Source organism: Methylobacterium sp. C1, from assembly GCF_001854385.1.
In the GTDB taxonomy this organism is placed as follows: domain Bacteria; phylum Pseudomonadota; class Alphaproteobacteria; order Rhizobiales; family Beijerinckiaceae; genus Methylobacterium; species Methylobacterium radiotolerans.
The window spans coordinates 173,867-188,955 of the sequence record NZ_CP017640.1 but is presented as its reverse complement, the minus strand read 5'-3'; the positions used below and the strand labels follow the sequence as shown (position 1 = coordinate 188,955).

Genomic DNA, 15,089 nt, shown 5'->3' with positions numbered 1-15,089 from the left:
CCCAAATCCACGCCTCGTCCGTCCGAGAGCGGAAGCCGCGGCGCGTCGACCGAAATCGTCGTGGCGTTGCCGTACAACCCCGGCCGAATGTTCGGCAAGGGTCGCGTTCGCGCTTAGATAGGGATGCCGTGCGCGTGCGCGAAGGCCGTGAGCGCCGGGCGCAGGGAGTCGCCGTCGTGCATCCGCGCCATCTCGGCGTCGATGAGCTCGGCGACGGCGGCCGCGTCGAGGCTCAGCACCATCGCCTTGACGGGGCCGATCGCGGCCGGCGACATCGACAGCTGGCGGTAGCCGAGGCCGATCAGCGCCATGGCGTCGAGGGGCCGGCCGCCGATCTCGCCGCAGACCGTCACCGGGCAGGAGGCCGCGTTGGCCCGCTCGGCGATCAGCCGGAACGCGCGCAGCGCCGCGACACTCAGCGGATCGAACCGGTCGGCGACCCGCCGGTTCTCGCGGTCCACCGCGAACAGGAACTGCATCAGGTCGTTCGATCCGACCGAGAGGAAATCGGCCTCCTTGGCGATCTCGTCGATCTGGAACAGGAGCGAGGGCACCTCGATCATCGCGCCGAGGCGGCAATCGGTCGGGAGCCGGTAGCCGTGGCGTCGCAGGTAGGCCTTCTCGCGCTCGACGATGCCGCGGGCGCGCACGAACTCGTCCACCGTGGCGACCATCGGGAACATGATCTTGAGCGGGTCGCCGTCGGCGGCCTTGAGGAGCGCGCGCAACTGCATGCGCAGCAGCGCCGGCCGGTCGAGGCCGATGCGGATGGCCCGCCAGCCGAGTGCCGGGTTCTCCTCCTCGAGCTTGGCCATGTAGGGCAGGATCTTGTCGCCCCCGATGTCGAGGGTGCGGACCGTGACGGACTTGCCCGCCGAGGCCGCGAAGACCTTGCGGTACAGCTCCTCCTGCTCGGCCGCCGACGGCATGCGCTGCGCCACCATGAACTGCAGTTCGGTGCGGAACAGCCCGACTCCCTCGGCCCCGGTCTCCTGCAGGTGGCTGAAATCGACCAGCAGGCCGGCGTTGAGGTGCAGGCCGACCCGCACGCCGTCGCGGGTCTGGGCCGGGACGTCGCGCAGCGCGCGGTACTGCTCCTGCCGGCGGGCGCGCAGGCGCACCATCTCGGCGTAGGCGGCCTCGACCTCGGGGCCGGGCCGGACATGGATCTCGCCGGCCACGCCGTCGACGATGATGGCGTCGCCCGCGTCGCACAGGGCGGCGGCGTTCTCCACCTCGCCCACCGCCGGGATACCGAGCGCCCGGGCGACGATCGCCACGTGGCTCGTCGGACCGCCCTCCTCGAGGACGATGCCGCGCAGGGTCGACGCCTCGTAATCGAGGAGCGCCGCCGGCCCCATGGTGCGCGCCACCAGGATGGCGTTCTCGGGCAGGACCAGGGCGCCGGCCGCCTCGGGACCGATCAGGGTGCGCAGGACGCGGTTGGCGAGGTCGTCGAGATCGTGCAGCCGCTCGCGCAGGTAGGGATCCGACTGCCGCATCATGCGGGCGCGGTTGTCCGATTGGACCCGCTCGACCGCGGCCTCCGCGGTCAGGCCGGAGCCTACGGCCTCGCGCATCCGGCGGAGCCAGCCCTTGTCGTGGGCGAACATCCGGACGGTCTCGAGGACCTCACGGGATTCGGCGGTGCCGATCCGGTCGCCGCGCTCCACCAGCGCGTCGATCGCCGAGCGGACCTCCTCGATCGCCGCGTCGAGGCGGGCGACCTCGCGCTCGACGTTCTCGGCGATCAGCGTCTTCACCACGACGCGGGGCTCGTGGAGCACCACGTAGCCCAGGCCGATCCCGTCCGCGAGGGCGATGCCCCGGGCCAGGACCGGGCGCCGGGCCGCGGTGCCGGCGTCCGGCGCCAAGCCCTCCAGCTCGCCCGAGGCGATCATCTCCGAGAGCACCATCGCGGTGGTCTGGAGCGCCTCGATCTCTTCCTCGGAGTAGACGCGGTAGGTCTTGTTCTGGACCGTCAGGACGCCGAGCGTGTTGCCGGCGCGCAGCAGCGGCACGCCCAGGAAGGCGTGGTAGGCCTCCTCGCCCGTCTCAGGCCGGTACGAGAAGGCCGGGTGGTTCTGTGCGTCCGAGAGGGAGAGCGGCTCCGCCGTGCGCGCGATGAGGCCGACGAGGCCCTCGTCGGTGCGCATGCGGGTCTGGTGCACCGCCTCGCGGTTCAGGCCCTCGGTGGCGAACAGCTCGAGCGTGTTGTCGTCGCGCAGCACGTAGACCGAGCAGACCTCGGCCACGACGTTGGCGGCGATCAGGACGACGATGCGGTCGAGGCGCGCCTGGGGGCTGACCGGCTCCGCCATCGCTTCGCGGAGGCGGCGCAGCAGCAGGCGCGGGCCTCCGGGCGCAGCGGGCATCGGTTCGTCGTTCCAGCGTCGGTGAGTGGCCTTGGCGTCGACCACCCTGCAACCTTGGCGCCAAACCCGGGACGGGCCGGCGCCGGATGGACCGGACCGCTGATCCCAGAGGCGTTCTGGGATCGGCGGATCGGCCCGTGACTGTTCAGTTCACACCACGCGCCCCGCTCGAACCCGCGTCCCAGGCTCAGGCCTGATCCAGGCCGTATAGCGAGTGAAGCGTGCGCACGGCAAGCTCCGTATAGGCGGCGTCGATCAGCACGGAGAACTTGATCTCCGAGGTGGTGATCGCGCGGATGTTGATACCCTTCTCGGCGAGCGCCCGGAACGCCTTCGCGGCGACGCCCGCGTGGCTGCGCATCCCGACGCCGATCGCCGACACCTTCACCACGTCGGTGGCACCCTCGATCTGCGCGTAGCCGATCTGCGCGCGGGCCTCGTCGAGGATCTTCCGGGCACGCTCGTACTCGGCGGACGGAACCGTGAAGGTCATGTCGGTGGTCGACTGGTCACCCGACACGGTCTGGATGATCATGTCGACGTTGATGTTGGCGTCGGCCAGCGGCCCGAAGATCGCGGCCGCGACGCCCGGGCTGTCCTTGACCTTGCGCAGGGTGATCTGCGCCTCGTCCCGGGAGAAGGCGATCCCGGTGATGATCTGCTGTTCCACGATGTCGTCCTCGTCGCAGATGAGGGTACCGGGACGCGCGGCGTCCGGCGGATCGAAGGAGGACCGGACCGTGGTCGGCACCCGGTGGACCATGGCGAGCTCCACCGAGCGGACCTGCAGCACCTTGGCGCCGAGCGAGGCCATCTCCAGCATCTCCTCGAAGGTCACCCGCTCCATGCGGCGGGCCTTCGGGACGATGCGCGGGTCCGTGGTGTAGACGCCGTCCACGTCCGTGTAGATGTCGCAGCGCTCGGCCCCGATCGCGGCCGCCACGGCCACCGCGGAGGTGTCGGAGCCGCCGCGGCCCAGCGTCGTCACCCGGCCGGTCTCGTCGTGGACGCCCTGGAAGCCGGCGATGACCGCGACCTCCCCCTTGGCGAAGCCCGCCTCGAGGTTGCTCGGGTCGATCTCGGCGATGCGGGCCGAGCCGTGCGCGTCCGACGTCACGACCGGGATCTGCCAGCCCTGCCAGGAGCGGGCCTTGATCCCGTCCTTCTGCAGGGCGATCGCCAGGAGGCCGGCGGTGACGAGCTCGCCGGACGCCACGACGGCGTCGTACTCGCGCGGATCGTAGAGCGGGTTCGCGTCCTTGACCCAGTCGACCAGCTCGTTGGTCTTGCCCGACATGGCCGAGACGATCACGGCGACGTCGTAGCCGGCCGCGACCTCGCGGGCGACGTGGCGCGCCACGTTGCGGATACGGTCGACGTTGGCGACGGAGGTGCCGCCGAATTTCATCACCAGACGGGGCATGGTCTCTCGGTCGCGGGTTCCCGGTGGCGATTGAACGGGCCGCTGCAGCCCCGTCCGGACGGTGCCCGGCGGGTACAAGCGGCCCGGGGGAGTGTCAACAACCGGCCAAGCATGGCGCCCGCGCGCCGCGGCGACTTCCGGGCGATCGCCGTGCTAGAGCGCGGGCACGACGCAGCCACGAAACCGCGCGGCGGATCCCGGCCGCCGGCATGAGGACGGAACACGATGGACAGGTCAGCCACGGACCGGGTCACGGAAGGCTTCGTCGACCGCGCCGAGGTTGCGCGCTTCGACGCGCTCGCAGCCACGTGGTGGGACGAGACCGGCCCGATGCGCGTCCTGCACCGGTTCAACCCGGTGCGGCTCGCCTACATCCGCGACGCCCTCTGCCGGCGCTTCGGTCGCGACCCGAAAGCCCCCTTCCCGCTCGACGGGCTGACGATCTGCGACGTCGGCTGCGGCGGCGGAGTTCTCTCGGAGCCGCTGGCCCGTCTCGGCGCCCGGGTGACCGGGCTCGACCCGGCCGAGCAGAACGTCGCGGTCGCCCGAACCCATGCCGAGGCGGCCCGGGTGCCGGTGGATTACCGCGGGCAGACCATCGAGGCGGTGGTCGCCGGCGGCGAGAGCTTCGACGCGGTGCTGATCATGGAGGTCGTCGAGCACGTCTCCGACATGCCGGCCTTCGTGCGGACCGCCTGCGCGGCGGTGAAGCCCGGCGGCATGCTGTTCGGGGCCACCCTCAACCGGACGCTGCGCTCCTTCGCGCTCGCCATCGTCGGCGCCGAGTACGTGCTCGGCTGGCTGCCGCGCGGCACGCACGACTGGGAGAAGTTCGTGACGCCGGACGAGCTCGCCCGCGCGATCCGGGCCGGCGGCCTCGACGTCACCGACACGGTCGGCGTCGTCTACAACCCGCTCACGGACGGGTGGCGCACCGGCCGCGACAAGGCGGTGAACTACATGGTCGCGGCCGAGCGGTCGGCGTGAACCGGTCGCGTCCGCCGCCGTTGCCATCGCGGCGGAGGACGCGGCGATGCTCGAGAAGATTCCCGGTGTGCTCGGCGAGGCGCTGTCGGGGCTGAAGGCGGGCCTGGACAAGACGACGTCCCGCGCTGACTTCCCCGACGTGCCCGAGACCGTGACGCTGTCGAGCCCGGCCTTCGCCGACGGGGCGGACTTGCCCGCCCGCTTCACGGCCGACGGCGCGGGCGTGTCGCCGCCCCTCGCCTGGAGCGGGCTGCCGGCGGGCACCGCCGCCCTCGTCCTCCTCGTGGAGGATGCGGGCAGCCCGACGCCCCGGCCGCTGGTCCATCTCATAGCCTGGTCGGTCCCGCCGGAACCCGCCGGCCTGTTGGAGGGTGCGCTGCCGGGTCCCGGCCACGCGGGCACCGTGGAGGCCGTGGGCCGGAACAGCTTCCTGCGCGCGGAATGGCTGCCGCCGGACCCGCCCACCGGCCACGGGCCGCACCCATACCTCTTCCAGATCTACGCGCTGCGGCAGCCCCTCGCCCTTGCCGAGGCGCCGGGCCGCGGCGCGCTGATCGAGGCCATGCGCGGTCAGGTCCTCGCGAAGGGGATATTGACCGGCGTTTACCATCGTCCCTGATCCGGCCGATACCGATGCGATACAGCTCAGCCCTGCAGAACTCGCGCGTTGTGCCGCATTCGTGATCTCAGTATTGTGTCGACCAACGAAGCGGTCTGGGCAGACCGCCTGAAAAATGGCTGGAGGTCGGGCCTGTGGGCGTCGGCGTGCGCACGAAGCGGCGGGGCGGCAGCAGTGTGGCGCGCGCGCTCGCTGTGTCGGATGTCGGGACTTGGACCTGGCACATCGCCGACGATGTTCTCCGGTGCGACCCCGTCGCGGCGACGATGCTGGGCCTGCCCCGAACGAAGAGCGGCAGCGGGACGACTTTCGGGGCCTTCCTCGACCGCATCCACCCGGAGGATCAGCGGCGGATCGCGTCGATCCTCGACGACCTCCGCCGGCAGGGCGGCCTGTACATCGCGCAGTACCGGACGGTTCCGGCGCCGGGCGAGGTCCGGTGGATCCTCGCGCGTGGCCGCTTCATCCTCGACGCGCAGGGCGGCGTCAGCGAGGCCCACGGGATCGTCATCGACGTGACCGAGCGCGGCCGCGACGGCTTCCTCGACGAATCCGCCTTCTGCGCGACCGACGTGGCCGCCGGCGGCATCGACCGGGTCGCCGAGATGGCCCTGGCCCTCTACAACGCCGCCGAGGACGGCCTGCCCCGGCCGGGGTTCGAGCGCCTGAAGCCGCTGCTCGACGTGCTGCTGCACGAGATCGGCCGGCAGCTCGTGCTCGCGCCGGCCGTGCCGGATCTCGACAGGGTTCACTGAGCCGCCCCGCCTCCGCTCGATGCCCGTCGCGCCTTGCCTTCCGGGGGCGAATCCTGATATGGCCGCGCCATCCCGCGATGCGTGAGCCGTGATCGCCGGACGCGACGCCGCGTCCAGCCTCGTGACCACGTTCCCGACACCCTACACAACGGACGGCCCTCCGGGCTCGAGAGACCCATGAAGATCCGCAACTCCCTCAAGTCCCTGCGTGGCCGCCACCGCGACAACCAGCTCGTGCGCCGCAAGGGCCGGGTCTACGTGATCAACAAGACCCAGAAGCGCTTCAAGGCCCGCCAGGGCTGAGGCCGCTCCGCCCGGTCAGGCCGGGTCGGACGACGATCGACGTTGGGACGGCCGTACCCGAAGGGGCGCGGCCGTTTCCGCATGCGCGCGGCACCGCGGCACGTTGACGGATCCCGGGCCGGCGCACAGTCTGGCCGCATGACGCCGACCCGCCTCCTCGCCGCCCTGGTCTGCCTGTCGGGCCTCGCCCTGGACATCCCGGCGGCGCGAGCGGCTCCGGAGACCGGGCGTCCCGGCCGCACCGCTCCCGAGGGGAAGCCGGCCCCCAAGCCGCCGAGCCTCGACGACCTGTTCGCCCGCCTGCGCGCCAGCGAGGACCCGGCCGAGGCCAAGGGCATCGCCCGGCTGATCGAGCGGCGCATGGCCGGGTCGGGCAGCCCGACCGCCGACCTCCTCACCGACCGCGCCCGGCAGGCGGTCACCGCACACGACTTCCCCCTGGCGGCCGAGCTGATGGACCGCGTCACCGCCCTCGAGCCGAACTGGTCGGAGGGCTGGAACCGGCGCGCGACGGTGTTCTGGCTCCTGTCCGACAAGGACGACGCCCTGGCGGACCTGCAGCGGGCCCTGGTGCTGGAGCCGCGCCACTTCGAGGCCTGGGCCGCGATGGGCCGGATCTACGAATCGCTCGACGACAAGGCGCGGGCGCTCGCCGCCTTCCGGCGGGCGCGGGCGCTCTACCCGCAGATGGAGAAGATCGGCGAGGCGATCAACCGCCTCACTCCGGAGGTCGACGGCCGCGACCTGTGAGCCGGGTGACCGCCGTCCTCCTCACCCTCCTGGCCCTGCCCTTCGCCCTCGCCGGGCTCGTCCTCGCGGCCGGCGCACTGGCGACGCTGGCCATCACCCTGCGGGTCGGCGCCGCCCACCCGCCGGCAGGCCCGTTCGTGGCGGTCACCGGCGGCCGGCTCGCGACCCTGCAGGACGGGCCGGCCGACGGACCGCCCGTCGTGCTCCTGCACGGCGCCTCGGCCAACGCGTCGGATCCGATGGAGGGGATCGGCCACCGGCTCGCGGCGCGGGGTTTCCGGGTCATCGCCTTCGACCGGCCGGGCTTCGGCTGGAGCGACCGGATCGGTGGCGGCGACACCGCGCCCCCCACGGCGCAAGCCGCCTTGATCGCCGAGGCGCTGGAACGGATGGGTGTCGGCCCGGCGCTCGTCTTCGGCCATTCCTGGGCCGGCGCCCTGGCCCTCGCCCTCGCGCTGGATCACCCGGACCGGGTGTCGGCCCTCGCCCTCGCAGCGCCGGTGGCGATGCCCATGCCGGACCGGATGCCCGATCTGCCCTGGTACTGGCGGCTCGCCGTGACCCCGCCGGTGGCGTGGCTGCTCAGCCGGACGGTCGGGCCGCCCATCGCGCAGCACTTCCTGCCCGAGGCGGCGCGACGGGTCTTTCAGCCGCAACCGCCGCGGGCAGATTACCCGGAGCTGGCGCGGTCGGACCTGGTCCTGCGGCCCGGAACCCTGCTCGCCAACGTCCAGGACCTGCTCGGCCTGCCGCGCGCCGTCGCGGCGCAGGGTCCGCGCTACGGCACGATCCGCGTGCCCACCCTGGTGATCTCCGGCGAGGCGGACCCGATCGTCCGCGCCGACGCGCAGGCGGTGCCGCTGGCCCGCGCGATCCCCGGGGCGCGGCTCGTGCTGCTACCGGGCATCGGCCACATGCTCCAGTACGTCGCCGCCGATCGCGTCACCGAGGAGGTGGCCCGACTCGCCGGCGCAACGGGCACGGCCGGTCCGGAGGCGGCCGTCGCGCACTGACGCGCCGGCCGGTCTTGAACTCGTATCCCGGTGCCATCAGGCCTTCTCGGCATGCTCGCGAGTGATGAAGGTCAGACGCACGAGGTTGGTGGCGCCCGGCGTGCCGAACGGCAGGCCGGCCACCACGATCACCCGGTCCCCCACGGCGGCGAACTTCTCGCGCACGGCGAACTTGGCGGCCCGGAACGACATGTCGTCCACGTCGCTGGCGTCCTTGGTGACGATCGGGTGCGTGCCCCAGGCCAGGGCGAGGCGCCGCGCCGTCTCGCGCCGGGGCGTGAGGGCGATCACGGTGGCGTTCGGGCGCTCGCGCGACAGGCGCAGGGCCGTGGAACCGGAATTGGTCCAGGCCATGATCGCGTCGAGGCTCAGCGCGTCGACCATCTGGTGCGCCGCCGCCGCGATGGCGTCGGCCGCCGTCTCGTCCGGGGTCGCGCTCTGCGCCCGGATGATCGACCAGTAGATCGCGTCCCGCTCCACCTGCTCGGCGATGCGGTTCATGGTCTCCACGGCCCCGATCGGGTGGGCGCCCGAGGCGCTCTCCGCGGAGAGCATCACGGCGTCCGCCCCCTCGTAGACCGCTGTGGCGACGTCGGAGACCTCGGCGCGGGTCGGCACAGGCGCGGTGATCATCGACTCGAGCATCTGGGTCGCCACGACCACCGGCTTGCCGTAGCGCCGGGCGCCGCGGGTGATGCGCTTCTGCACGCCCGGCACCTGCTCCAGGGGCATCTCGACACCGAGGTCACCGCGGGCGACCATCAGCCCGTCGGAGATCTCGATGATCTCGTCGAGGCGCGCCAGCGCCTGCGGCTTCTCGATCTTGGCCATCACCAGGGCGCGGCCGGCGCAGACCTTCTTCACCTCGGCCACGTCCTCGGGGCGCTGGACGAACGACACGGCGATCCAGTCGGCACCGGCGTTCAGACCGGCATCGAGGTCGGCCCGGTCCTTGTCGGTCATCGCCGGCACCGGGATCACGGTGTGCGGCAGGGACACGCCCTTCCGGTTCGAGATCCGGCCACCGACCTCGACGCGGGTCACGGCGCGATTGTGCGCCGTCTCGAGCACGGTCAGCCGCAGCTTGCCGTCGTCGACCAGGATGGCGTGGCCCGGCTCCAGCGCCTCCAGGATCTCGGGATGCGGCAGGTGGCAGCGTGCGGCGTCGCCGGGCGTCGGGTCGCCGTCGAGCACGAAGGTGCCCCCGGCCTCGATCATCGCGGCGCCCTCCGCGAAGGTGCCGAGCCGCAGCTTCGGCCCCTGCAGGTCGACCAGAATGCCGATCGGCCGCTTCGCCTCGCGCTCGATGGTGCGGATCGCCTCGACCTTCTCGGGCAGCTTCTCGCGCGGCAGGTGGCTCATGTTGAGCCGGAATACGTCGACGCCCGCGCGGAACAGCCGCTCGATCATCTCCGGCGAATCGGAGGCCGGACCGAGGGTGGCGACGATCTTCGTGCGGCGTGACCGTTTCAAGCGTATTTCCTCCGTGTTCTCGTTGCCGCGCAGCGTCGAGCGCCGGCGGTTAGAAGATCTGGCTCAGGGAGCGCCGATCGGCTGTGAGCATCCCCAGCCGGACAGCGTCAAGGCCGCAATCACGGCCGCCGTCGTCACATTACGGTTTCGCCGGCGCGTCTGCCCGGTTCGGATCCGTGAGCTGGATGGTCCAGCTCTTCTGCTCGCCGGTGTCGACTTCGAAGAAGCCGTTCCGGTCGTAGCCGCGGGCGAGACAATCCTCGATCCCGCGAATCGTGAACTCCGAATCGCGGGTGCACATCAGCGAACGGCCGCTCCACTCGCCGCCGCGCGTGTAGTCGACCGCGAAGACGTAGTAGAACCGCGCCGCCAGCGCGCCCTTGAGCAGCGTCTCGCAGGCTTTCGGCGCCAGATCCCACCAGCCCTCCGTCACCCACCCCTGGGGGTCGCGGTAGCCGAGCGAGATCCCGACCTTGCTGGCGGTCTGGTTGCACAGGCGCAGGTCCGCCCTGGCGGGACTCGCGCCGAGGAGCGCGAGGCCGAGGACCGTGACTGCCGGGAGGAGCTGAGCCGCCGAGACGCGAGACCTAGTTGACGAGGATGATGCGGCAGTCGTTGACATTGGTGCAGGTCGGACCGGGGTTCACGAGGTCGCCGAGGGCCGCGAAGAAGGCGGTGGAGTCGTTCTGCTCCAGCATCGCGGCCGGGTCGAGGCCGGCGGCCCGGGCCCGCTTGAGGGTCGTGGGGTCGACGAGGCCGCCCGCCGGGTCGGTGGCGAGGCCCCGCCCGCCGTCGGTCCCGTCGGTGTCGGCGCTGATGCCGAAGATGCCGGGCTCGCCGTCGAGCGCGACCGCCAGCGCCAGGGCGTATTCCTGGTTCGGGCCGCCATGGCCCTCGCCGCGGATGGTGACGGTGAGCTCGCCGCCGGAGATCAGCGCGACGCGCTTGCCGGCCGCCTTGTGGCGCTTGGCCTCGGCCGCGTGCTCGGCCGCGACCTCGCGGGCCTCGCCCTCCAGGTCGGCGCCCAGCAGGATCGGCTCGTAGCCGGCCGCGCGGGCCGCCTCGGCGGCGGCGTTCAGGGCGTCGATCGGCCGGGCGATGATGCGGTACTCGGCGCGGGCGAAGGCGGGATCGCCGGCCTTCGGCGTCTCGTTGTTGGGGTCGTTCAGGAGGCGCACCGCCTCCTCGGGCAGCGGGATGCCGCGCTTCTCGCAGATGGCCCGGGCATCGGCCAGGGTCGACGGATCGGGCACGGTCGGTCCGGAGGCGATCACCGCCGGATCGTCGAAGGGCACGTCCGAGATCGCCAGGGTCAGGACGCGCCGGGCGTTGCGGGCCGCGAGGGCGAGACGGCCGCCCTTGATCCGCGAGATGTGCTTGCGCACGGTGTTGATCTCGCCGATGGGCGCGCCGGAGCGGAGCATCGCCCGGGTGATCGCCTGCTTCTCCACGAGGGTCAGGTCGCCGGCCGGGGCGATCCAGTTGGCCGAGCCGCCGCCCGAGAGCAGCACCAGCACCTCGTCGTCCGGGCCGGCCTCGGTGGCGAGCCGCAGCGCCTCCCGGGTCGCCGAGATGCCGGCCTCGTCGGGGACCGGGTGGCCCGCCTCGACCATGTGGATGCCCGGCGCGTCCTGTCCGTAGCCGTGGCGCGCCACCGCGAGGCCGACGATCCGGTCATCCCCGAGGCCGTGCTTCTGGCGGTAGAAGCGGCTCGCTACGGCGCTCATGCTGCCGGCGGCCTTGCCGGCGGCCAGGATGATCAGACGGCCCGGGCTCGGCTCCGGCAGGTGCGGCGGCAGGCAGAGATCCGGGTGGGCGGCGCGGATCGCGGCCGTGAGGATCGAATCGAGGAGCGCGCGCTGGTCCCGGGTGGCCGCGTCGGCGACGGGCGGAACGGTCTCGGTCATGGCGTTGAACGGGCTCCTCTCTCCATTGTGTCGCGCGATCCCCGCCCGTTTCTTCCCTGGGCGGCGGGCCCGTTTCTTGCCGTGAGCGCACGATCCTTGATAGGTGATCTGCCCGAGCGGCCGCGCGACGGCAAGCGCCATCGGCGCCCTCGCACAGATCTGAAGACCTCTCGGAAGACCTCGGAGCCCCGTGACCCGTCCGGAGACAGAAACGGCCGTCGCGCCCCCACATCCCTGCGAGATCATTCCCGGCGATCCCGCCTGCGGCCTCGTCATCGCCTGCGACCACGCCTCGAACTTCGTCCCGCCGGACATCGCGCTCGGCGTGCCCGCGTCGGAATATGCCCGGCACATCGCCTACGACATCGGCGCGGCGGCGGTGACGCGCAGCCTCGCGGCGCAGCTCGGCGCCCCGGCGATCCTGACGAACTTCTCCCGCCTCATCATCGACCCGAACCGCGGGCGCGCCGATCCGACCCTGGTGATGCGCCTGTCCGACGGTGCCGTCGTGCCGGGCAACGCCCGGATCGACGAGGCCGGGAAGCAGGCCCGGATCGCCCGCTTCTACGCGCCGTTCGACGCGGCCATCGACGACGCGATCGCCGCCGCCCAGTCAGCCGGCCGGCCGCCGGTGCTCCTGACCATGCACAGCTTCACGCCCTACTGGCGCGGGATCGCGCGGCCCTGGCAGGTCGGCATCCTGTACGACCGGGACGAGCGCTTCGCCCGCCCGCTCATCCGCGCGCTGGAGGCCGATCCGGCCGGGCTCACCGTCGGCGACAACCAGCCCTACGGCGGCGGCCTGCCGGGCGACACGATCGACCGCCACGCCACCGCCCGCGGCCTCGCGAACGCCCTCGTCGAGATCCGCCAGGACCTGATCGCCGGCGCGGACGGTCAGGCTGAGTGGGCCGCGCGCTTCGCCCGCATCCTGCGCCCGCTGCTCGCGGCTTGATCTCCGTCCGGCCGGTCCCGAAATCGGGAGCGGCCCGCCAGACCTGAAGAGAGTTGCGACGAATGAGCGAGATCGATCCCCGGACCCAGACGGAACTCGAGGCCGCGGTGTTCCGCCGCCTCGTCGCGCATCTGCGCGAGCGGACGGACGTGCAGAACATCGACCTGATGAACCTGGCGGGCTTCTGCCGGAACTGCCTGTCGAACTGGCTCAAGGACGCCGCCGACGGCGCGGGCGTGGCCCTGACCAAGGACGAGAGCCGCGAGGCGGTCTACGGGATGCCCTACGCCGAGTGGAAGGCGCGCTTCCAGACGGAGGCGAGTCCGGAGCAGCAGGCCGGCTTCGCGGCCGCGCCGCCCAAGGACCACTGAGGCTGCGCCCGCGTCGCGGCGGATCGGCTAAGCTTCCAGTAAGGCCGGCCCGTTAACCACGGGTCCAGGGCGCAACCGCGCCGCGCATTCGGGAGAGCCCCATGAACGCCCATTCGATGCCCACCGCCGCGCAGCGGCCCGGCGGCGACGTCTCGTCGGCCGAGGGCGTGGCCGCGGACGAGCTGAAGCAGTTCATCGAGCGCCTGGAGCGTCTCGAGGAGGAGAAGGCCGGCATCATGGGCGACATCAAGGAGGTGTTCGCCGAGCTGAAGGGCCGGGGCTTCGACGCGAAGGCGGTTCGCACGATCCTGCGCATCCGCAAGCAGGACCACAGCGAGCGCCAGGAGCAGGAGGCGATCCTCGAGCTCTACATGCAGGCCCTCGGCATGGCGTAGTCGGACCGGGCGGCGAAGCGGCCGCCCGATCTGCAGCCCCGCTTCCGACAGGACCGCATCGCAGCGGTGGCCGGAACCTGCACGGCAATGTCGATCGTGTCCCGACTTGGCCGGCCCCGACCACCCATCCGGCCGCTCACCGGCGCGGTGGTGTCCGACGCGGTGACGGCCGGGGACAGCGAGTGGGTGTCGGTGAGCCGCGCCCCGCCCCGCCTCCGGCCGTCGATGATCGGCTAGGTCGCGACGCTCGAGGGGCTGCCGTGCAGACTGCTGGTCGAGCACGCCGCGCATTCACGTCGCGGACGGAAGCGCGCGGCATCCGATCCACGGCATGAGCCCCGACACTGACAGACGCGTGACGGATCCCAAGGATCGTATCCCGAGGATCCGTCCGAAGGATCCCCCTCCCGCCGGGAGAGGGACCGATCTCAGGCCGCGCGCTTGGCCCGGTTCAGCAGCTTGCGGTTGACCAGCACCTCGGCGATCTGCACCGCGTTGAGGGCCGCGCCCTTGCGGAGGTTGTCCGAGACGCACCAGAAGTTCAGGCCGTTCTCCACCGTCGCGTCCTCGCGGATGCGCGAGATGTAGGTCGCGTCCTCGCCGGCCGCCTCGTGGGGAGTCATGTAGCCGCCGTTCTCGCGCTTATCGATCACCAGCACGCCGGGGGCGGCGCGCAGGATCTCGGTGGCCTTCTCGGCCGAGAGCGGCTGCTCGAACTCGATGTTCACCGATTCCGCGTGCCCGATGAAGACCGGAACGCGAACGGCGGTCGCCGTCAGCTTGATCTTCGGGTCGAGCATCTTCTTGGTCTCGGCGACCATCTTCCACTCTTCCTTCGTGTAGCCATCCTCCATGAACACGTCGATGTGGGGGATGACGTTGAAGGCGATGCGCTTGGTGAACTTGCCGCCCTGCTTGATCTCGCCGGCGGTGAACACGGCGCGGGTCTGGTTGAACAGCTCGTCCATCGCCTCCTTGCCGGCGCCGGAGACCGACTGGTAGGTCGACACGACGACGCGCCTGATCGTGGCCGCCTCGTGGAGGGGCTTGAGCGCGACGACCAGCTGCGCGGTCGAGCAGTTCGGGTTGGCGATGATGTTGCGCTTGGTGAAGCCCACGACCGCGTCGGCGTTCACCTCGGGCACGATCAGCGGCACGTCGGCGTCGTAGCGGAACGCCGACGAGTTATCGATGACCACGCAGCCCTGCTGGCCGATGCGGGGCGACCACTCCTTCGAAGCCTCGCCGCCGGCCGACATCAGGCAGATGTCGGTGTCGGAGAAGTCGTACGTGTCCAGCGTTTTGACCTTGAGCGTCTTGTCGCCGTAGGAGACTTCCTGACCCTGGCTGCGGCGCGAAGCCAGCGCCACGACCTCGTCGGCGGGGAACGCCCGCTCGGCCAGGATATCGAGCATCTCGCGGCCCACGTTGCCCGTGGCGCCGACGACGGCGACCTTGTAACCCATCTCTCGTCTCCGCGCGGAAAACCCCGACCGATCCGGGTGCCGCGCCTGTGCCAGTACAATCGGCCGAAGGATCGTTCGTGCCGGACGCGCCCGCCAAACGGGCGCGGCCGCAGACCCCGTCCTCCGCAGAGGTGGGGGCGACGGCCGGGTCGAGCAAGGCGCGCAAGGGCGCGCGCTGTCAAGGCCGCCGACAGCGCAACACTCGATTCACCCTGCCTCCGGAAACCCGGTGACGGCCTCCAGCCGGGAGAGGGAATTCAATCCTTCGGCGCGACCCTGACCGCCCATCCCCGCGGC

15 protein-coding genes are annotated in these 15,089 nt (G+C 71.8%); 9 read left to right on the top strand and 6 right to left on the bottom strand.

The window, feature by feature from the left end:
• Positions 1–113: 113 nt before the first annotated feature.
• Both ptsP and BKE41_RS00895 read right to left on the bottom strand, forming a co-directional pair.
• Positions 114–2,375, bottom strand: coding sequence for a phosphoenolpyruvate--protein phosphotransferase (gene ptsP / locus BKE41_RS00900; protein WP_012317161.1), 2,262 nt, complete (start codon positions 2,373–2,375; stop codon positions 114–116).
• Between the two features lie 187 nt (positions 2,376–2,562).
• Entirely contained in the window at positions 2,563–3,798 is a 1,236-nt protein-coding gene (locus tag BKE41_RS00895) for an aspartate kinase (RefSeq protein WP_043072921.1), read from the bottom strand.
• A gap of 225 nt (positions 3,799–4,023) precedes the next feature.
• Between BKE41_RS00895 and ubiG the strand changes: the two genes are divergently transcribed.
• The 6 genes from ubiG (at position 4,024) to BKE41_RS00865 (ending at position 8,225) form a co-directional block, all read left to right on the top strand.
• Positions 4,024–4,785: a bifunctional 2-polyprenyl-6-hydroxyphenol methylase/3-demethylubiquinol 3-O-methyltransferase UbiG gene (gene ubiG, locus BKE41_RS00890; RefSeq protein ID WP_070998280.1), complete on the top strand. Its 762-nt coding sequence runs from the start codon at positions 4,024–4,026 to the stop codon at positions 4,783–4,785.
• 46 nt (positions 4,786–4,831) lie between these two features.
• Positions 4,832–5,404, top strand: coding sequence for a YbhB/YbcL family Raf kinase inhibitor-like protein (locus BKE41_RS00885; protein ID WP_020091503.1), 573 nt, complete (start codon positions 4,832–4,834; stop codon positions 5,402–5,404).
• 266 nt (positions 5,405–5,670) lie between these two features.
• Positions 5,671–6,159, top strand: a complete 489-nt coding sequence (locus tag BKE41_RS00880) for a PAS domain-containing protein (protein ID WP_245295875.1) — start codon at positions 5,671–5,673, stop codon at positions 6,157–6,159.
• 177 nt (positions 6,160–6,336) lie between these two features.
• A complete protein-coding gene (gene ykgO / locus BKE41_RS00875) occupies positions 6,337–6,462 on the top strand; it encodes a type B 50S ribosomal protein L36 (protein WP_003601867.1) in 126 nt (41 codons plus the stop codon).
• A gap of 138 nt (positions 6,463–6,600) precedes the next feature.
• On the top strand, positions 6,601–7,212 hold the full coding sequence (locus tag BKE41_RS00870) for a tetratricopeptide repeat protein (protein ID WP_012317156.1): 612 nt from the start codon (positions 6,601–6,603) through the stop codon (positions 7,210–7,212).
• A complete protein-coding gene (locus BKE41_RS00865; RefSeq protein ID WP_070998276.1) occupies positions 7,209–8,225 on the top strand; it encodes an alpha/beta hydrolase in 1,017 nt (338 codons plus the stop codon). The genes BKE41_RS00870 and BKE41_RS00865 overlap by 4 nt, the downstream gene beginning before the upstream one ends.
• Before the next feature lie 36 nt (positions 8,226–8,261).
• Here BKE41_RS00865 and pyk read toward each other — a convergent pair whose 3' ends face one another.
• From pyk to BKE41_RS00850, 3 genes are all read right to left on the bottom strand, one after another.
• The gene (gene pyk, locus BKE41_RS00860; protein WP_012317154.1) at positions 8,262–9,698 is read right to left on the bottom strand and encodes a pyruvate kinase; all 1,437 of its coding nucleotides are present in this window, start codon (positions 9,696–9,698) and stop codon (positions 8,262–8,264) included.
• Positions 9,699–9,837: 139 nt separating this feature from the next.
• Entirely contained in the window at positions 9,838–10,320 is a 483-nt protein-coding gene (locus tag BKE41_RS00855) for a DUF1036 domain-containing protein (protein WP_012317153.1), read from the bottom strand.
• Entirely contained in the window at positions 10,286–11,605 is a 1,320-nt protein-coding gene (locus tag BKE41_RS00850; RefSeq protein ID WP_070998274.1) for a glycerate kinase, read from the bottom strand. Before BKE41_RS00850 ends, BKE41_RS00855 begins: the two co-directional genes overlap by 35 nt.
• 190 nt (positions 11,606–11,795) lie before the next feature.
• Between BKE41_RS00850 and BKE41_RS00845 the strand changes: the two genes are divergently transcribed.
• The 3 genes from BKE41_RS00845 to BKE41_RS00835 all read left to right on the top strand — a co-directional run bounded on the left by BKE41_RS00845 (position 11,796) and on the right by BKE41_RS00835 (position 13,326).
• Positions 11,796–12,560, top strand: coding sequence for an N-formylglutamate amidohydrolase (locus BKE41_RS00845; protein ID WP_024827861.1), 765 nt, complete (start codon positions 11,796–11,798; stop codon positions 12,558–12,560).
• Positions 12,561–12,622: 62 nt separating this feature from the next.
• Positions 12,623–12,931, top strand: a complete 309-nt coding sequence (locus BKE41_RS00840; RefSeq protein ID WP_029359065.1) for a DUF1244 domain-containing protein — start codon at positions 12,623–12,625, stop codon at positions 12,929–12,931.
• Positions 12,932–13,047: 116 nt separating this feature from the next.
• On the top strand, positions 13,048–13,326 hold the full coding sequence (locus tag BKE41_RS00835) for a DUF2312 domain-containing protein (RefSeq protein ID WP_026604676.1): 279 nt from the start codon (positions 13,048–13,050) through the stop codon (positions 13,324–13,326).
• A gap of 428 nt (positions 13,327–13,754) precedes the next feature.
• Here the strand turns inward: BKE41_RS00835 and BKE41_RS00830 are convergent, their stop codons facing one another.
• The gene (locus tag BKE41_RS00830; RefSeq protein ID WP_012317148.1) at positions 13,755–14,792 is read right to left on the bottom strand and encodes an aspartate-semialdehyde dehydrogenase; all 1,038 of its coding nucleotides are present in this window, start codon (positions 14,790–14,792) and stop codon (positions 13,755–13,757) included.
• Between the last annotated feature and the right edge of the window lie 297 nt (positions 14,793–15,089).